The sequence below is a fragment of the Sphingobium lactosutens genome (genome assembly GCF_013393185.1).
GTDB classification, from domain to species: domain Bacteria; phylum Pseudomonadota; class Alphaproteobacteria; order Sphingomonadales; family Sphingomonadaceae; genus Sphingobium; species Sphingobium lactosutens_A.
The window spans coordinates 319,391-337,025 of the sequence record NZ_QJQX01000054.1; the positions used below are offsets into that span (position 1 = coordinate 319,391).

Consider the following 17,635-nt stretch of genomic DNA (forward strand, 5'->3'; position numbering starts at 1 on the left):
ATCATAGGGATGGCGGCGCGCTTGATTGCGCTTCCCGCAGTCTGAGCGGCGGGACATCCAGGTCGACCGGCTGTTCGCCCTCGATCAGGTCGATCAGATGGCGGGTCGCGATCCGCGCCATCTCGCCGAAGGGACGCACGACGGTGGTGAGCGCAGGGGTCAGCATCTCGGCCAGCAGGCTGCCGTCGAAGCCGACGACCGTCAGCGCGGCGGGCACGGCTATGCCGCGTTCCGCCGCAACCTTGAGCACGCCGGCGGCCATGATGTCGTTGGCCGCGAAGATGGCGGTCGGCCGCGTCGGCAGGGACAGCAGGGTGCGGGCGCCCTCTATGCCCGCGTTCAGGCTATAGTCGCCTTCCGTTTCGCCGAGCAACGGCGTCCCCGTTTCCTCCAGCGCCGCGATGAAGCCAAGACGGCGTTCGCACGCCGACATCATCGCCTGCGGGCCGGTGATCATCGCGATCCGGCGATGGCCAAGCGACAGGAGATAGCGGGCGACATCCCCCGCCGCCTCGCGCTCCGGCGAGAGAAGGACCGTGCCATAGCCCGCGATCGGCACGGAAGAGAGCGCCACGGCATGGATGCGTTCCGCCTTCAGCGCTTCGGGCAGGCCGGCGATGCCGGACACCGGCGGCAGGACGACCAGACCGTCGACACGCGACCGGCGCGCGAAATCCAGCACATGGCCGATGCCGCCTTCTTCCGCCATCGGGACGGCGTGGCCAATCACCTCATAGCCGCGTCGCGTTGCCTCCTGCCCGACGCCGCGCTGGACGGTGTCGAGCACCAGTGCGTTGCGATCATGATGGACCATGCCGATGAGCAGCGATCGGCCTATGGCGAGGGCGCGGGCACGCAGGCTGGGCTTGAAATTCAGCTTGTCGATCGCGGCCTGGATGCGTTCGCGCGTATCCTTGTTGACCTTGGGACTTTTGTTGAGGACGCGGGACACGGTGCGGATGGATACGCCGGCCGCGTTCGCGACATCCGCGATGGTCGGTTCGCTTCCGCCAAAATCAAGCTGTGGATCGTCCATGCGCCGTCATCATTCCTGCTGTGGAGGCTCTTCTTAGGGAGCCTCCACCCGCAATACAAATATCGGCCGGCTTTGCCCCACCGTCATGGGACTGTCATCCCGCGCGCCTAGGGCGCCCACCGCACCGCGCCGCACCAAGACAGCGCTATCATAAGCGATTGGGGTCCATATGCTGAAACTGAACACACTCCTTTACGGAGCGCTTCCGGCTGCCTGTCTTCTGGCTGCCCCGGTCCTCGCGCAGGATGCGCCGACGCCCGATGCGGCCGTCGGCGAGCAGACGGGTAGCGACATCATCGTCACCGGCTCGACCCGCGCCCAGCGCCGTTTCGACGTTTCCTATGCGATCAATTCGGTGTCGCAGGAGGACATACAGAAGATCGCCCCCGTCAACATGGCCGACCTGATCGGCACGCTGCCCGGTTTCCAGACCGAAATCACCGGCGGCGAGGTACAGAATATCTACCGCATTCGCGGGCTGCCCAGCGATGGCGGCTTCGTCAGCTTCCAGCAGGACGGATTGCCGCTGTTTCATGAGAATGACGGCGTCTTCTTCCGCGGCGATGCGATCATCAAACCCGATCTGATGATGGATCGGCTGGAAGTCGTGCGCGGCGGCCCGGCGCCGGTCTATGCCAGCTATTCGGGCGCGATCGTCAACCAGATCACCGTCACCGGCAGCGACACGCCGCGCGGCAAGGCCCAACTGACGCTGGGCGACACCGGTCTCTATCGTCTCGACGCCTATCAGGCCGGACCGATCAGCGACGATACCTATTATGCGATCGGCGGCTTCATCCGCCAGCATGACGGCTATCGCGACAATGGCTTTCCCAACGACAGGGGCGGTCAGATCCGCGCCAACATCAAGCATGATTTCGACAATGGATCGATCAAGCTGAGCGCCAATTATGTGAACGACCACAATGTCTTCTACTTGCCGATCCCGACGGCGGACCCGCGTGATCCCGCCACGTCGCTGAACCAGTATATCGATTATTTCGAAGGCACGATGAATTCGCCGGCCTTCCGCAACGTCAACCTCAAATATCGCGACGGTGCGGGCGTCATCCAGAGCAAGACCAGCGATCTGGCCGATGGCCGCCACATGCGGATGTTCAATGTCGGCGTGCAATATGAGGGCGATTTCGACGGCTGGCTGGTGTCGGCCAAGGGCGGCTACACCCAGGGCAAGCTGAATTTCACAGCTTTCTATTCGACCACCAACCCGGCCGATGGCACGACCTTCGCCAACAGCTATCTGACCGCCGCGCGCAATGTCTTCGGCAGCGGGGTCGCATCGATGGGCTATGTTCTGGCGGGCACCAACACCGTCTATGACCCTGCCGCCGCATCGGGGCTGGTCATGTCGGGCCAGTATCGTGACATCGCTTCCAAATTCTATTCGGCGCAGGGCGACCTCAGCGTCGCACGGGCGTTCGATACGGGGCTTGGCAAGCATGACCTGAAACTTGGCCTCTATGCCAGCGCCTATGGCGAAACCAGCAAGTCGATCTATCAGAATTATCTGATCGAGGTCGCCGGCAAGCCGCGCACGCTCGACCTTGTCGCCTATTCGGCGACCGGGCAGGCACTGGGCACCGTCACCGACAATGGCGTGCTCAACTATACCGGTACGCTCAATCAGGGCGACGCCGACGCGACCATGTTCGCCCTCTATGCCAACGACACCTGGGAAGTCGTGCCGGGCCTGCGCATCGATGCGGGCATCCGCCATGAGCGCTACAGCTACAAGGGCTGGGCCGCCGTGACCGAGCAGATCGACCTGGGCGATCCGACCACGCTGGCGGACAACACGACCCGCGGCTTCACCGGGGTGATCATCAACCGCGAATATAAGCCGGACATCACCAACTGGACGGCGGGCGCCAATTACGATTTCAGCCGCAATTTCGGCGTCTATGTCCGTGCCTCGCACCTCGAAACGCCGCCATCGGTGCAGGTCGCCTCGTCGGTCAGCCCCACCGTCATCACGACCAAGGCCGACCAATATGAAGCGGGCCTGAAGTTCGCCGCCGGTCGCTCTTACCTCTATGTCACCGGCTTCTATACCAATTTCGACCCGCTCAACGCCTCTTTCCTGGCCTTCGATCCGACCACCGGCCGCAACGACGTGCCCGTGCCCTTCATCGGCGAAGCGCAGGTCAAGGGCGTCGAGTTTGACGGCATGGTGCAAGTGACGCCCTGGTTCTCGCTCAACGGCGCGCTGACGATCAGCGATCCCAAATATAAGAATTTCCAGAGCAGCACCGGCGCCGATCCGGAACAGGCCGAAGGCAAGCAGATCGTGCGCGAACCCAAAGTCTATGGCAATATCCGGCCGAGCTTCAGCTTCAGCGCGGGTGAGACGGATTTCCAGATCTACGGCCGCTACAATTATATGGGCAAGCGCTATGTCGATCTTTACAACAACACCGCGCTGCCGGCCTATTCGACGATTGGTGCGGGTGTCACCGCGACCCATGGATCGTGGCAGGTGCAGCTGCTGGGCGACAATCTGACCAATGCCCATGGCCTGACCGAAGGTAATACCCGGACCGACTCGCTGAGCGGGCAGGGCAGTTCCAGCGCCATCTATGGCCGTCCGATCTTCGGCCGGAACTTCCGCCTGGTGCTGAGCAAGAGCTGGTAATGCTGGGCCGGTCCCTGATGCTTGCCGCCACGATGGTCGTGGCGGCAAGCCAACCCGCCAGCGCGGGCGTGGCGCGTGATGCGCAGACCGAGGCGCTGTCGCAGCAGCTTTTCCCGCTGCTCGGCACGCTCGGCCGGTCGGCGCAGATGGTTGAGCAGGTGCGGGCGCAGCCTGCACTGGCTGCGACGCTGGCCGCCCGAGCGGCGCGCGTGGCCGCCTGTGCCGACGCCGCCGCCTGCATCGCCCATGCCTTGCTGTGGAGCGACGCCGAACGCACCGCGCTCGATGCGGCGATCGCCACCAGCGCGCGCGCGCCTCTGGAACGGGCGAACATCCTGGCCGATGACGGCATTGCCGGCCAGTTGCGACGGGAAATCGCTGGACTGAACGCGATCATCGCCACCTACGCGCTCGGCGAACCCTCCCGCTATCCCACGATCGACGGCCCGTCGGTCCCGGTCGACAGCCAGGAGGCGAAGGTGCGTTTGCAGGCGGCGGTTGCGCTCAGCGGCACGCCGCGCGAGGGCAGCGCGCAAACGCTCGATCGCAGCGTCGAACTGGCGCTGGCGCTGCTCGACGTCAACGACCGCACCGACGCCATCGGTTTCGAACCGATCGACGATGGTCTTAACGCCGCGCCCATGGCCCATGCGCGCCGCGTCAACTGGAAACGCTATCGCTACAGCGCGATCATCCTCACCGGCATCGGTCCCGAGGTGCTGGACATGCCGCTCAGCCCCGGCGGCAAATATCATGTCCGTCTTGCGGCGAACCGTTTTGCCGATGGGGACGCGCCCTTCATCATCGTCAGCGGCGGACGCGCGCATCCGCGCGGCGCCATGTTCGCCGAAGCCATCGAGATGCGCCGGGCGCTGATCGACCGCTATGGCGTGCCGCCCGAAGCGATCGTCATCGAACCCTATGCCCGGCACACGACCACCAATTTGCGCAACGCCACGCGCCGGCTGATGGCGTTGGGTGCGCCGCTGGATCGCGAGGCGCTGATCGTCTGCAACATGACGCAGAGCGCCTATGTCGAAAGTCCGCTCTTCGCCGATCGCAACCTCAAGGAACTGGGCTATCAGCCGGGCCGGATCGGCCAGCGGCTGTCGCCCACCGAGCTGCTTTTCCGTCCCGACCCCGTGTCGGCGCGCGTCGATCCGCTCGACCCGCTCGATCCCTGACGTGCAGGAGGCAGTCATGCGTAACATTATCCTCATCGTCGCCGCGCTCGGCTGCGCGCTGGCGGCATCGCCCGCTCTGGCTTGGGGCGAGCGCGCCCATGGGGTGATCGATCGCGCCGCGCTCGATGCCCTGCCGGCGGACGGCCCGGTCTTCCTGCGCAAACATGCCGACTATATCGCGGCCTCATCGACCATGCCCGACAGCTGGCGCAATGCGTCGGAACCTTTCTCGAAGATCGAGGAAGATCCCAATCATGGCTGGTTCAGGGAGCAATTCGCTTTCCTGAAGCCCATTCCCCGGTCGCGCTACGAATTCATCCTGGCGCTGCATGACGAATATCTGCGGATCAAGGACAGCGATCCGCAACGGGCCAGCCGCACCAATGTCCGCTGGACCGGAACGCTGCCCTATGCCGCAATGGAAAGCTATGGCCGGATCGTCGTCTGCATGCGGCAGGTGCGCGCCGCTCAGGCGACCAGTGGCGACACATCCGTGCCCGAACGGAATTGCGCCTATCAGGTGGCTCTACTTGGCCATTATATCGGCGACGGGGCGCAGCCGATGCATGATTCCGTCCACAGCGACGGCTGGCGCGGCGACAATCCCAAGGGGTTTACCACCGACCGTAGCGTCCATGGCCGGTTCGAAAGCCAGTTCGTGGACCTCATCGCGCTGACGCCGGCCGACATTGCGGCGCGGGTCGGCGCGATCGGGCATCAACAGGGCGACCTGTTCGAGGCGGTCCTGTCCTTTCTGGATGATGCCGCCGCACGGCTGGAGACAGTCTACAGCCTCGAAAAGCTGGCCGGTTTCCGCGATCCGCGCGACACGGACGTGCGTGACACCGTCTATGCCCAGACCGCCACGGGCGCGACTATGCTCCGCGACATGCTCTACCGGGCCTGGCGGGAAAGCGCCGTTCCGCCTGCCGAAGTGTCGCCATCGCCGCTCGATCCGACGAATCCACGCTATAATCCGGCCACCGGTTCCGCACCGGGCTGATTTCAATCGAACAGCCCCATATCATTAGACCGTGGACGAGCCGCCTAGAGGCCGCTATTTCCAGCCGTTCCATAATCAGGAGCTTATATCCTCATGAACAACACCGATCTCGCCGAAGCGGTTGCCGCATCCCACGACATCAGCAAGGCCGAGGCCCGCAAGCTGGTCGACAGCGTGATCGGCGCCATCGCCGATGCTGCGGCCAAGGGTGACGAAGTGTCGCTCAACGGCTTTGGCAAGTTCAAGGTCAAGGACAGCCCGGCGCGCCAGGGCCGCAACCCCGCCACCGGCGCCGTGATCGAGATCGCCGCCTCGAAGAAGCTGACCTTCACCCCCGCCAAGGCGGTCAAGGACCGGCTGAACGGCTGATCCGGGAGGCGGTCGCTTCCCATGCATTTCGATGATCAGATGCATCGCTATTTCGGGACCACCGACCTTGATGCGGTGATGCCCGAGGCGATGGCTGCGGGCATCGAGCGGATGCGCGTCGACCTTGGCCTGGAAACCAGCCAAGGTCGACGCTTCGCGCTCTGGTCCTTCCTCTTTCTCCTCGACGCGGCCCCCGATATCGACATGAGCTTCGATGATCCGGCCGACCGCGATGCCGCGCGCGCTTTCATGGACATGGTCGAAAAGGGGCCGTCGGCGGATTGACGCCGCCCGGGCGCCGTCGCGCCTCCGTCATGACCGCGGATATCCTGTCCCCGAATAGGACAGGATGGGAGCGACGTCTTGCGCCATCCAGGCCGGATTCAAGGCGCCGCCATCGGCGGCACGGCGATCGGCCTGACGCTCCGCGCCTGCCTGTAGCGCTCCGGGCCAGTCGTCTTCCGCGACTATCCTTAATTGCAATTGTCGCAATGCGCGGCATCTTGTCATTATCTCCGGGGGAAGGGCGCCTGCCGGAAATCAGGGCGCATTTCCCCTGTGCACGGATTTCGATTGGCGCGGGACGGTCCAGATGTTTCAGCTTCGCGGTCTTGCCGGCAAGTTCAACCTCGCTGCCGATCCTGAATGGCTGATTTCATGGGGCCGGCTGATCGCGGTCCTGTTTGCGGCCCTGGCCATCTATCTCGATCCGACGCGCCCGGCCCGGTCGCTGAGCGAGGTTCGTGCCGTCCTTGCCGTCTACCTGCTTTTTTCGCTCTGCATGGCATGTGGGCTGTTGCGCAGACCCTTGACGCACCCGACCCACCTCGTCGCCCATGGCATAGACGTGCTGGCCCTTGCGATCCTTGTCTATCTCACCGACGAACTGGCCAGCCCCTTCTTTCCTTTCGTCCCCTTCATCCTGCTCGCGACGACCATGCGATGGGGCATGCGCGGCGCGGTGCTGGGGGCATTGGCGATGGAAATCATGATGATCGCCGTCGGCTGGCAGGATCTGACCGATGGAGAGTCGGAGCTTAACCTCCTCATCATCCGGTCGGCCTATTTTCTGATCGCGGCCGCCATGCTGGGCTATTTCGGCGCCTGCCGCGCCCGTAGCAGCCATCGGTTCGCGCAGCTTGCCGGATGGTCGGCGGCGCCTGCCGATATGGACCGGCGCATGTGGTTGCAGGATGTGCTGGATCATGCCGCCAGGCTGCTCGGGGCGCAGCGCCTTCTTCTGGTCTGGCGCGATCAGGAGCGGCAAAGCAGCCATATCGTGATGTTCGGCCCCGACGGTTTGCAGGCGCGCGATGATCTGGCGCCAGCCTTCTGGCAAGACCGGACGGCGAGCTTCAAGGCCCAGCTTCTGTCCCCCAAGGTCGAAGCCGCGGAAATCAGCGCCATAGCGACGGCCACGGGCTGGCGCCAACTGACCATTGATCCGCATCGGCTGCGTTCCGCGCCTTTCGGAGGTTCCCGCAATATTGGCCGTCTCTTCATGTTCGACGCGCCCTTCCAGCATGAGGATACTTCCGCGCTTGCGCGGATCACCGCGCTGCGGATCGGGCATGAGATCGAACGTTTCGACCTGATGAAGGCGATGGAAGATCGCGCCCGCGATCAGGAGCGGGTCCGTCTGGCGCGCGACCTTCATGACAGCGTGCTGCAGGATCTGACGGCCGCCTCTTTGCAGTTGAAGGCCATCGGCGCGGGTCTGAGCGCAAAGGCCCGTGAGCCTTTGAGCGGTGTCAGCAGCATGCTGGCGGAACAGCAACGGCGCATCCGGATTTTCCTGGAGAATAATTGGCCGGCGGACCCCGTATCCATGCAGCTTTCGGCGTCGCTGATGCAGACCGTCGACCTGCTTCGCGACCAGTGGGGATGTGAGATTGCGCTCAATGTCGATCCGGCCGGCATGGAAGCGAGCGCAGCGCTTCACCGGGAACTGGCGCAATTGCTGTGCGAGGCGACGGCCAATGCCGTGCGCCATGGCGGCGCCACGCGCATCAATGTCGACCTGTTCGCCGGGCCGGACAAGATACGCATGGATATTGCCGACAATGGATGCGGCATGCGCCCGCAGGGAGGGCATGTCTCGATGCCCAGATCCCTTCGGTCCCGGGTCGAACATCTGGCCGGCAGCCTGGCCATCGTCCGCCATGCGCCCGGCCTGGCCATGACGATCGAAATGCCGGTTCCATGACGCCATATAGCGTCTTCCTGGCCGATGATCATCCGGTGGTGCTTCGCGGCCTTGCCGAACTGATCAATCTGGAAAAGGACTTCAGGGTCGTCGGCAGCACGAGCGAGCCGAAAAACGCCTTTGCGATGATCGACCGGCTGAAGCCCGATATCGCCGTGCTCGACATCAATATGCCGGATGTCAGCGGGCTCGCGCTGTTGCGCCGGATGCGCAACGCCGACCTTCCCGTGCGGGTGATATTCCTGACGGCCGTCATCACCGACGCCCAATTGTCGGAAGCGCTGGCGAACGGCATATGGGGTCTGTTGCTGAAGGAATCCGCGCCCGACGCGCTGATCGATTGCCTGCGCCGTGTCGGGGCCGGATATCCATGGCTGCCCGATGAATTGGCGGCGCGGGCCAATCCGCCCTGGCATGAAGGCATCAAGCCCGGCCTGGATGCGCTGACGCCGCGCGAGATGGAAATTGCCGGCCATGCATGCCGGGGCCTGTCGAACAGGCTGATCGCCAGTGAACTGGGGGCCAGCGAGGGGACGGTGAAGATTCATCTCCACAATATCTTCCAGAAGCTGAAGATCCGGAACCGCACCGCCCTGGCGGCGATCTACTACAAGGGAAGTAGCGATTCCGGAGCAATCGGAATTGAGGCGGAAATGGCGCAAAGGAGCTAGGGACCTTTCCCTAACGGCGTATATAATTCCATGGATTCCGGGGCGACGCAGCTTGCCATAATATTGATCGCATCGGCGCCGACGGGGGAGCAGCGATCATCATGGCAACGCAGATTCGACAAGATTTTAAGCCGGCCGCTGGTCCTGGCAGGCCTGACCTTCTGACGCTCGATGAAGCCATGGCACTCGACATGGTGCGCGCGAACCAGCTTTATGCGCGGCACCTCAACCGCCATCTGCTCCAGATATACGCGATACTGGGCCTGGACATGCTGGACGTGCGATCGGCGGAAGGCACGACGCTCCATCTGGCGGACGGGCGCCGGGTGCTGGACTTTTCGACCGGCATGGGGGCGGTCGGGCTGGGGCATAACCATCCGCGCATCCTTGCGGCCGAGCGGCTCTGCCACGAGCGGCGGATGCTCGACATCACCAAGCTGTCGCCGCACAAGCTGCAGGCCGCGCTCGCCTATAATCTGTCGCAGATATTGCCCGACCCGCTGGACACCAGTTTCTTCGCGACATCCGGTGCGGAGGCGAATGAAGCCGCGATGAAGCTGGCCGAACGCATCCAGACCCCCAAGGGCAAGCGGAAATTCCTCTGCATGCAGGGGGCTTTCCACGGCAAGACCCATGGCGCGCTGTCGCTGACGACGGCGACGGACGTGCATACGGGCTTTCTGCTGGGCGTGCCCAGGGAGCATGTCATCTACATTCCCTATGGCGATATCGACGCCCTGCAACTGGCGATCGCGAATGCGAGCAAGGATGGCCGGCACAACGACATCATCGCCGCCATCATGGAACCGATCAGGGGCACGGCCTGCGAAGTGCCGCCGCCAGGATATCTGAGCCAGTTCGTGCGGCTTTGCCGCGACAATGACATCATTTCGATCTTCGACGAGGTGAAGGTCGGCTGCGGGCGGACCGGGCGCTTTTGCGCCTTCATGCACGAAGACACCGTCCCGGACGTGGTCACGCTGGCAAAGACGCTGGGCGGGGGAAAGCGCGCGATCGGTGCGATGGTGACGTCCCAGGCGCTGTTCGAACGCGCCTATGGCAACCGCAACGACTGCAACCTGCACAGCTCGACCTTCAGCGGCATCGGCGAAACCTGCGCGGTCTCGATCGAGACGCTCAACGCCCTCTATGAGGACGGGCTGATCGACAATGCCGCGAAGATGGGCGACTATCTGGAGGCGCGGCTGGAAGGGTTGCGGATCAAATATCCCGGCACGCTGGTCGATGTGCGGGGGCGGGGGCTGTTCCGGGCGATCCGACTGAATTTCCGGGAGGATCTGGCGGCGCGGCTGGTCGATGTGTCGCGCAATCCGCTGTTCCTGACCTATCAGACGGTCCTGATCGGCGCCGTCGCCCGCCAATTGTTCGAGCGGCACGATATTCTCGTGCATTTCCAGCCGGGCGCGCGCGACATCCTGCATTTCATGCCGCCTTTCACGGTCACGCGGGCTGAAATCGATCAGCTGGTGGACGGGCTGGATGATATTTTCGCAAGAGGGATCGCCGACTCCGCGCTGCGTTTCGTCGCCGGCAATGTGAAGCGGCTGTTTTCCAGCGCACGGGGGAGGAACTGATGCTCCTGTCCGCCGCAAAACCGGGATCGGCGACCGCGCAGATCGACATCGGCCGCTGGCTGGACCGCATCTGCCCGATCGCCTTCCCGCTGATCGCGCTCATCCTGTTCCTGCTGGCCACCCATCACGGCATCGGCATATGGCCGGACAGCGCGCGCTACATGAACATGGCGCATAATGCCTGGGATGCGCCGCTCTATCCCGCGCTGCTGCAACTGGTGGCGATGACCGGACTCGACATCGTCCAGGGGGCATGGCTCATCGCCATCGTCCTGGCCGTGCTCAACCCATGGCTCAGCTGGCATCTGTTGCGCCGGGCCTGCGGCCAGCCCGCCTATGCCGCTTTTGGCACCGCGCTGATCGTCCTCTCGCCGCAGACGGCCTCGCTCCATGCGCTTGCCATGTCGGAGCCGCTCTTCCTGGCGATGATCCTCGCGACGCTCGGTGCGCTGCTGCGCTATCTGCGGGACGATGACGGGCGCTGGCTGATCGTTGCGGGCACATGGATCGGGCTGGCGTCGCTAGTGCGCTTCACCGGGCCGCCGCTCGGCGCCGCCATCGCGCTCTTCCTGCTGATCGATCCCCGCCACAGCCTGCCGCGCCGCCTGGCGAATATCGCCCGCATCCTCCTGCCTTCGGCCGCGATCTTCCTCGGCTGGGCGCTGCTCAGCGAGGAAATTACCGGTCGCTCCACCGGGCGGCCGCTCGAATGGTTCGGCAATATGGCAGGCAGCGAATGGCTGGCCAGCTTCAATGCGCTGACGATCTGGATATTGCCCAACGGCGTGCCCTTCGCGATCCGCAGCACGCTGTTCCTCGCGGTGTTCGCGGCGAGCCTCTGGCTGCTCGCCCGGCATGGCTGGCAGGCGGTCAGGGCGCGGATCGACGGACAGGGCACTCCCGACCTGCTCGCCGTGCCGCTAACCTTCTTCTTCTTCGCCTATCTCGCCTTCATGGTGCTGGCGACGTCGATCGAGGCCAATCTGCACCTCAACGGCCGCTACGCCTATCCGATCTACGGCACCAGCATCATGGCGGTGACGATCGCGCTTGCCTGGTTCCGGGATGCGACCGGGCCGACCCGGCTGGTGCGTCATGCGCTGACGGGCCTGGGCGTGGTGATGCTGCTCAGCCATGGCCTGCGGACAGCCGACCGCACGCATGAGGCATATGTGGATGGCGTCGGCTATGCCTCGCGCCAGTGGGTCACGTCCCCCACCATCGCTGCCGTCGGCCGCCTGCCGAGGGACGCGATCCTCTACAGCAACGGCGCCGACATCATCGGCTATCATCTGCGCAGGCGGTCGCGCGGGCTGCCGGAGCCTTTCGCGCTGCGCACCGGGCATGACGATCCCGCCTTCCCCTATGCCGCCCAGCTTGCCGCAGCGCGCGCGGCACTGGCCCGGGGCAATGCCTATGTCGTGTTCCTGAACGGGGTCGACTGGCGCTTCTACATGGGGTCCGAAAAGGAACTGGCCCGCAAACTGGATCTGGTTCGGGTCGCGCAGCTGGCCGACGGCAGCATCTATGCCGCACGCAGTGCGCAAGTCGGGGAGATTGAGCCATGAGACACCAGGGTACGGCCGACATCCCGGCGACGCACAATCCACGCGGCAGGGTGCGCGACTATATCGCGATCGCCCGGCTCGATCACATGACCAAGCATGTGTTCATCCTGCCCGGCATCCTCCTGGCCCATGTGTTGCGGCACCCGGCTGTCCAGACGGTGCCGATCACCATCCTGATCGGACTGTTGAGCGCGGTCGCGATCGCATCGGCCAATTATGTGATCAACGAATGGCTGGATCGCGAATTCGACGCCTTTCATCCGCTCAAATCGTCACGGACCGCCGTGCATCGCAACCTGTCGCCGGCGATCGTCTATACCGAATATATGCTACTGGTCGTGCTGGGGCTGGGGCTGGCGATGCAGCTGGGCGCGCTGTTCGCCTTCACCGCTGCCGCCTTTGTGCTGTCGGGCCTGATCTACAATGTCGCGCCGATCCGGACCAAGGACCGGGTCTATCTGGATGTGTTGAGCGAGAGCATCAACAACCCGATCCGGCTGATGCTGGGCTGGACTATGGTCGATCCGACCACCATGCCGCCCAGCAGCCTGCTGTTCGCCTACTGGATGGGGGGCGGCTTCCTGATGGCGGCCAAGCGGCTTGCCGAATATCGCGACATCACCGCCGACGGCGGCGCCGACCTGCTGCCCCGCTATCGCCGTTCCTTCAGCCGCTACAATGCCGAATATCTGGCGGTGTCCTGCCTGCTCTACGCCATGCTGTCAGCCTTCTTCCTGGCCGTCTTCCTGATCAAATACCGGCAGGAATATATTTTCGCGCTGCCATTCATCGCGATCCTGTTCGCCAGCTATTTCTGGCTGGCCATGCTCCATGGATCGGTCGCATCGCGGCCAGAGCGGCTGTTCCGGTCACGGCGGTTGATGCTGGCATCCTTGAGCGTGGCGGTGGCGCTGACGGTGCTGACCTTCATCGACATGCCGTTCCTCAACGATCTGTCAGCGCCCTCCTACGTCCATGTTCAGCCGTGACCCGCAGCCTCATCTGGGACGAATTCGACCTGGTCGTGTTCGACATGGATGGGACGCTGTACGACCAGTCCCGCCTTCAGCGCCACATGATGGCGGCGCTGGCGCGGGATGCGCTCCGCAGGCGAAGCCTGTGCACGATCCGCACCCTGTCCGCCTTCCGCAAGCAGCGCGAAAGCATGGCCGACATGCCGGTGGAGGATTTCGACGCGGCGCAATATCGCTTGCCCGGCCGCGCGCCCGAACAGGTGCGCATGATGGTCGCCGACTGGATGGAGCGCCGCCCGCTTCCCCTGTTGCGCCGGTATCGTGCCGCAGGGGTCGGGCAATTGTTCGAACGGCTGGCCCGGCGCCATGTGGTGGCGATCTATTCCGACTATCCGCCTTCCGAAAAGCTGGCCGCGCTTGGCCTTTCGGCGGCCCTGACGGTGGGCGCCAATGATGTGGGACGGTTGAAGCCCGATCCGTCGGGGCTGCTGCTGCTCATGGAGCGGGCGCATGTGGCGCCTGCCCGCACGCTGATGATCGGCGATCGCGACGACCGCGATGGCGAGGCCGCGCGTCGGGCCGGGGTGCGTGCGCTCATCCGGGGACGCGATTTCCGGCATTTCGACGAGCCGATCTTTCGCCATGTGGCCTGATTTCCCCGCAACCGTCCGCGCTCTGGCGGAAGCGATCGCCGATCGGGAGACAGGCGCCGCAGGCTCGCCCGAAGCCGCCGCCGCCTTCGTCCTGGCAAGCTTTCGGGGCATGCCCGCCTATTTGCGTCCGCCGCTGCGTGCAGCGACCCTGTTCTTCGACGCATGGCCCGCGATCAGGCGTGGACGGCCTTTCCACCGACTGCCGGTCGACCTGCGGTTGCGGCAATTCGATGCCTGGGAACGCTCGCCGATCGGACCGGCCCGCATGCTGACGACCTTCTTTGCCAGCCTGATAGTGTTTAGCCTGTGGTCGAACGACGGCGCGCATGGCTGACCGGCTGCGGACCGATGTGGCGGTGATCGGATCGGGACCGGGCGGTGCGGTCACGGCGAGCCTGTGCGCGGAGGCCGGCTATGCCACCTTGCTGATCGAGGACGGGCCGGACCTGCCGCTGGAGGCGAACGCGCATTTTTCCGGCGACGAGATATTGAGCAAATATCGCAATGCCGGCATCGCCATGGCGTTCGGCAAACCGTCGGTCAGCTTTGTCGAGGGGCGCTGCGTCGGGGGCGGAAGCGAAGTCAATCGCGGCCTTTATCACCGCACGCCGGCCTATGTGCTGGAACAATGGAGCCGCAGCCACCGCGTCGATCATCTGACGGAGGCGGCGCTGGCGCCGCATTTCGACGCATGCGAGCAGACCGCCCGGATATCGCGGCTGCCCGGAACGGCGCCCGATCTGTCGCAGAGGCTGGGCGACGGCGCGGCGCGGCTGGGGTGGGACGCGATCGCCGCGCCGCGGCTCTACGATTATGGCGCGGGCCGCAAACAGTCGATGAGCGAGACGTTCGTCCCCCGCTTTCGGCAAGCCGGCGGTCGGCTCATTGCGGATTGCCGCGCTACGCGGATACGGCGTCTCGGCGGGAAATGGGAAGTGACGGCTCGGCAGGGGCGGGGCGACCTGACGATCGAGGCCGATGCCCTGTTTGTCGCCTGCGGCGCGGTGCAGACGCCGGCTTTGCTGCGCCGGTCGGGTTTTCGCCGCAATATCGGCAACAGCCTGCGTTTCCACCCGATGATGAAGGCGGTCGCCCTGTTCGACGCGTCGGTCAATCGCCCCGGCGATCCCGACCCGGTGCACCAGATCAAGATGTTCGAGCCGCGCTTCGGCATCGGCTGCTCCATCAGTTCGCCCGCGCTGCTGGCGCTGGCGCTGGCGGGCAATCCGCAGATGCGCGCGCGGATCGGCTCCGACGCGGCCAGGATGGGTCTCTATTATGTCCAGAACGGCACTGGCCACGCCAGGGTGCGCAACCTGCCGGCGATGCAGGATCCGCTGGTGTCGATCCGGCATGAGGAAGAGGAACTGGACCAGCTTTATGACGGGCTGAAGCATCTGATGCGGGCGCTCTTTGCTGCCGGGGCCGAAGCGGTGCAGCCCTGCATCCGGGGCTTTCCGCTGCTGCGATCCGTTGACGAGATTGCCGCCCTGCCCGCGCAGCCGTGGCGATCCGCCCTGCTGACATCGGTGCATGTCTTTGCGTCCTGCCCGATGGGCGAGGACATGTCGCTGTGCGCGACCGATAGCTGGGGACGGGTCCATGGCGGCGACGGGCTGCGGATCGCCGACGCATCGCTGATGTGCGGCCCGACCATCGCCAACCCGCAGGGCAGCGTCATGGCGATCGCCCATCGCAACGCGCTGCATGCGCTGGAAAGGCGGTTCGCATGACCCTGCACCTCGTCACCGGCGGATCGGGCTTTATCGGCGCGCGCGTCGCCCGACGCCTCCATGAGCGCGGCGATCGCGTGCGGGTGATCGACAGGATCCGCGATCCGGGCCTGCCATCCGCGATCGACTTCCGGCAGGGCAGCATCTGCGACGGGGCCATGGTCGCGGACGCCATGCGCGGCGTCGACATCGTCCATCACCACGCCGCGCTGGTGGCGCAGTCCGGCGCCGGCCGGCGCTATCGAGAGGTCAATGTCGAAGGAAGCCGCACCGTCGCGCTCGAAGCCGTGCGCGCGGGCGTCGGCGCAATGATCCATCTCAGCAGCACCTCCATCTACGGCATGCCGCCGCCGGGTGCGATCACCGCGCAAACGGTGCCGCATCCCTTCGAAGCCTATGGCCGATCGAAACTGGAAGCCGAAGGCATCATCGCGGATATCTGCGAAGCGGCCCGCATGCCGTTGATCACCATCCGCCCGCGCGTCACGCTGGGCGGCGGCCGTTTGGGCATCTACCAGATATTGTTCCAGTGGATCGCCGAAGGCCGCCGCCTCTACATCATCGGCGACGGCAAAAACCGGCAACAGTTCATCCATGTCGATGACCTGATCGACTTCTACATGCTGGCGCTCGCGCAGGAGCGGCCGGGCACCTATAATGTCGGCACCGACCGGTTCGGAACGTTGCGGGAGGATCTGGAGACGCTGATCCGCCATGCGGGCAGCGCGTCGCGGATTGTCGGCCTGCCCGTCGGGCCGGCGATTGCGGCGCTGGCGACCTTGCGGGCCTTGCGGCTGTCGCCGCTGGTGGCGTGGCAATATCGGACCTATCATCGCGACTGCCATTTCGACGTGGCGCCGCTGAAGGCGATCGGATGGAAGGCGCGCTATTCCAACGCCGCCATGCTGGCGGAAAGCTATGACTGGTTCCTGACGCATCGCCACGCGATAACCATGGCGTCGGCGCATCGTTCGCGCTTACCGCAACGTGCCATCGGGCTGATCCGCCGCCTGTCCTGAATGCCTGCCGCGCCGCGCCGTCGCCAGCCAGACCAGCGCATAGAGGGCGGTCGGCGCCCAAAGCAGCAGATGGGCCAGCATCAGCACCGCCGCGCCGAAATTCCGATCCACCCCGGCAAGGCGGAACATCGCCAGTCCGAACAGTTCGAAAGTGCCGAAATGTCCGGGCAGTCCCGGCACCAACGTTCCCAGGGTGCTGGCCGTAAAGGCGGCCATGGCGGGCGCCCATTGGCCGATCGCGCCGCCCAGGCTGATCCAGGCGCCCAGGAACAGGCCCGCCTCCAATATCCAGCATGTCAGCGACAGAAGCAGGAAGAGTCCCTGCCGGCGCGATGACCGCAATATCGCAAAGCTGCGCAGGGTGGCCCAGGCTCCGTCGACGATCCTGCCTTTCCAGCCGCGGGCGACCGATGCGCCGGACGGCGTCGGCGTTCGCCCCGCAATCAGCGCAGCCAGCCGGGCCAGGATCATGAAGCCCAGCAACAGTCCGAGGGCGGCGGTCAGGCCGGTCGCCGTTCCGAGATGGCTGGCAAACAGGACGCCGCCCAGCAGCAGCAGGGCGGACAGGTCGTAAAATCGTTCGATCAGCATCGCGCCAAGAACGCTGCTCGCCGGCAGTCCCATGGACCGCTGGAACCAGGCGAGCCGGAAAATGTCGCCGGCGCGCAGCGGCAGCAGGTCGCTGATCCCGAAACTGGCGATGAAGGGGCCGGGCACCGCGCGCAGCGGCACCGGGCGGCCGGACACCGCCTCCAGCAGCATCCAGAACCGAACGGCGCGCAGATAGAAATCGAGGCCATATAGGAACAGGGCCAGGATCAGCGGCGTCATCGTCGCCCGCCTTGCGAGGGCGGCGATTTCGGACAGGTCGAGCTGGCTGACGAATATGCCGAGCAGCACGGCCCCAGCGAGGCTCTGGAGCAAGGCTCGCCAATAGCGAGACGATGTTCCGCGCCGCGATAAAGGGAGCC

Annotated in this window: 16 protein-coding genes; 14 read left to right on the forward strand and 2 right to left on the reverse strand. The window is 64.9% G+C overall.

Annotated elements, in window-relative coordinates:
* Position 1: 1 nt before the first annotated feature.
* Entirely contained in the window at positions 2 to 1,036 is a 1,035-nt protein-coding gene (locus DM806_RS15460) for a LacI family DNA-binding transcriptional regulator (protein ID WP_179044063.1), read from the reverse strand.
* A gap of 169 nt (positions 1,037 to 1,205) precedes the next feature.
* On the opposite strand from DM806_RS15460, the gene DM806_RS15465 reads away from it, so the two are divergent.
* The 14 genes from DM806_RS15465 (at position 1,206) to DM806_RS15530 (ending at position 16,664) form a co-directional block, all read left to right on the forward strand.
* The gene (locus DM806_RS15465) at positions 1,206 to 3,689 is read left to right on the forward strand and encodes a TonB-dependent receptor (protein ID WP_179044064.1); all 2,484 of its coding nucleotides are present in this window, start codon (positions 1,206 to 1,208) and stop codon (positions 3,687 to 3,689) included.
* On the forward strand, positions 3,689 to 4,873 hold the full coding sequence (locus tag DM806_RS15470) for a YdcF family protein (protein ID WP_179044065.1): 1,185 nt from the start codon (positions 3,689 to 3,691) through the stop codon (positions 4,871 to 4,873). The genes DM806_RS15465 and DM806_RS15470 overlap by 1 nt, the downstream gene beginning before the upstream one ends.
* Positions 4,874 to 4,889: 16 nt before the next feature.
* Entirely contained in the window at positions 4,890 to 5,876 is a 987-nt protein-coding gene (locus DM806_RS15475; protein ID WP_179044066.1) for a nuclease, read from the forward strand.
* Between the two features lie 93 nt (positions 5,877 to 5,969).
* On the forward strand, positions 5,970 to 6,245 hold the full coding sequence (locus DM806_RS15480) for an HU family DNA-binding protein (protein WP_179044067.1): 276 nt from the start codon (positions 5,970 to 5,972) through the stop codon (positions 6,243 to 6,245).
* Between the two features lie 21 nt (positions 6,246 to 6,266).
* On the forward strand, positions 6,267 to 6,530 hold the full coding sequence (locus DM806_RS15485) for a hypothetical protein (RefSeq protein WP_179044068.1): 264 nt from the start codon (positions 6,267 to 6,269) through the stop codon (positions 6,528 to 6,530).
* A 307-nt stretch (positions 6,531 to 6,837) separates the two neighbouring features.
* Entirely contained in the window at positions 6,838 to 8,451 is a 1,614-nt protein-coding gene (locus DM806_RS15490) for a sensor histidine kinase (protein ID WP_179044069.1), read from the forward strand.
* Positions 8,448 to 9,122, forward strand: a complete 675-nt coding sequence (locus DM806_RS15495; RefSeq protein WP_179044070.1) for a response regulator — start codon at positions 8,448 to 8,450, stop codon at positions 9,120 to 9,122. Before DM806_RS15490 ends, DM806_RS15495 begins: the two co-directional genes overlap by 4 nt.
* A 101-nt stretch (positions 9,123 to 9,223) precedes the next feature.
* A complete protein-coding gene (locus DM806_RS15500; protein WP_218647502.1) occupies positions 9,224 to 10,717 on the forward strand; it encodes an aspartate aminotransferase family protein in 1,494 nt (497 codons plus the stop codon).
* Positions 10,717 to 12,285: a glycosyltransferase family 39 protein gene (locus DM806_RS15505; RefSeq protein ID WP_179044072.1), complete on the forward strand. Its 1,569-nt coding sequence runs from the start codon at positions 10,717 to 10,719 to the stop codon at positions 12,283 to 12,285. Before DM806_RS15500 ends, DM806_RS15505 begins: the two co-directional genes overlap by 1 nt.
* The gene (locus DM806_RS15510; protein ID WP_179044073.1) at positions 12,282 to 13,274 is read left to right on the forward strand and encodes a UbiA family prenyltransferase; all 993 of its coding nucleotides are present in this window, start codon (positions 12,282 to 12,284) and stop codon (positions 13,272 to 13,274) included. The genes DM806_RS15505 and DM806_RS15510 overlap by 4 nt, the downstream gene beginning before the upstream one ends.
* Positions 13,271 to 13,912 (forward strand): HAD family hydrolase, encoded by a 642-nt coding sequence (locus DM806_RS15515; RefSeq protein ID WP_179044074.1) that lies wholly within the window; start codon positions 13,271 to 13,273, stop codon positions 13,910 to 13,912. The genes DM806_RS15510 and DM806_RS15515 overlap by 4 nt, the downstream gene beginning before the upstream one ends.
* Positions 13,902 to 14,246, forward strand: a complete 345-nt coding sequence (locus tag DM806_RS15520) for a hypothetical protein (RefSeq protein WP_179044075.1) — start codon at positions 13,902 to 13,904, stop codon at positions 14,244 to 14,246. Before DM806_RS15515 ends, DM806_RS15520 begins: the two co-directional genes overlap by 11 nt.
* Positions 14,239 to 15,645, forward strand: a complete 1,407-nt coding sequence (locus DM806_RS15525; protein ID WP_179044076.1) for a GMC family oxidoreductase — start codon at positions 14,239 to 14,241, stop codon at positions 15,643 to 15,645. Before DM806_RS15520 ends, DM806_RS15525 begins: the two co-directional genes overlap by 8 nt.
* Positions 15,642 to 16,664, forward strand: coding sequence for an NAD-dependent epimerase/dehydratase family protein (locus DM806_RS15530; RefSeq protein ID WP_179044077.1), 1,023 nt, complete (start codon positions 15,642 to 15,644; stop codon positions 16,662 to 16,664). Before DM806_RS15525 ends, DM806_RS15530 begins: the two co-directional genes overlap by 4 nt.
* Here DM806_RS15530 and DM806_RS15535 read toward each other — a convergent pair.
* Complete coding sequence (locus DM806_RS15535) at positions 16,623 to 17,588, reverse strand: lysylphosphatidylglycerol synthase transmembrane domain-containing protein (RefSeq protein WP_179044078.1); 966 nt, start codon at positions 17,586 to 17,588, stop codon at positions 16,623 to 16,625. The genes DM806_RS15530 and DM806_RS15535 overlap by 42 nt on opposite strands.
* Between the last annotated feature and the right edge of the window lie 47 nt (positions 17,589 to 17,635).

Excerpts from the sequence above, each read along its gene's own strand:
- DM806_RS15460 (WP_179044063.1), bottom strand. The coding sequence starts at position 1,036 with ATGGACGATCCACAGCTTGATTTTGGCGGAAGCGAACCGACCATCGCG.
- DM806_RS15465 (WP_179044064.1), top strand. The coding sequence starts at position 1,206 with ATGCTGAAACTGAACACACTCCTTTACGGAGCGCTTCCGGCTGCCTGT.
- DM806_RS15470 (WP_179044065.1), top strand. The coding sequence starts at position 3,689 with ATGCTGGGCCGGTCCCTGATGCTTGCCGCCACGATGGTCGTGGCGGCA.
- DM806_RS15475 (WP_179044066.1), top strand. The coding sequence starts at position 4,890 with ATGCGTAACATTATCCTCATCGTCGCCGCGCTCGGCTGCGCGCTGGCG.
- DM806_RS15480 (WP_179044067.1), top strand. The coding sequence starts at position 5,970 with ATGAACAACACCGATCTCGCCGAAGCGGTTGCCGCATCCCACGACATC.
- DM806_RS15485 (WP_179044068.1), top strand. The coding sequence starts at position 6,267 with ATGCATTTCGATGATCAGATGCATCGCTATTTCGGGACCACCGACCTT.
- DM806_RS15490 (WP_179044069.1), top strand. The coding sequence starts at position 6,838 with ATGTTTCAGCTTCGCGGTCTTGCCGGCAAGTTCAACCTCGCTGCCGAT.
- DM806_RS15495 (WP_179044070.1), top strand. The coding sequence starts at position 8,448 with ATGACGCCATATAGCGTCTTCCTGGCCGATGATCATCCGGTGGTGCTT.
- DM806_RS15500 (WP_218647502.1), top strand. The coding sequence starts at position 9,224 with ATGGCAACGCAGATTCGACAAGATTTTAAGCCGGCCGCTGGTCCTGGC.
- DM806_RS15505 (WP_179044072.1), top strand. The coding sequence starts at position 10,717 with ATGCTCCTGTCCGCCGCAAAACCGGGATCGGCGACCGCGCAGATCGAC.
- DM806_RS15510 (WP_179044073.1), top strand. The coding sequence starts at position 12,282 with ATGAGACACCAGGGTACGGCCGACATCCCGGCGACGCACAATCCACGC.
- DM806_RS15520 (WP_179044075.1), top strand. The coding sequence starts at position 13,902 with ATGTGGCCTGATTTCCCCGCAACCGTCCGCGCTCTGGCGGAAGCGATC.
- DM806_RS15525 (WP_179044076.1), top strand. The coding sequence starts at position 14,239 with ATGGCTGACCGGCTGCGGACCGATGTGGCGGTGATCGGATCGGGACCG.
- DM806_RS15530 (WP_179044077.1), top strand. The coding sequence starts at position 15,642 with ATGACCCTGCACCTCGTCACCGGCGGATCGGGCTTTATCGGCGCGCGC.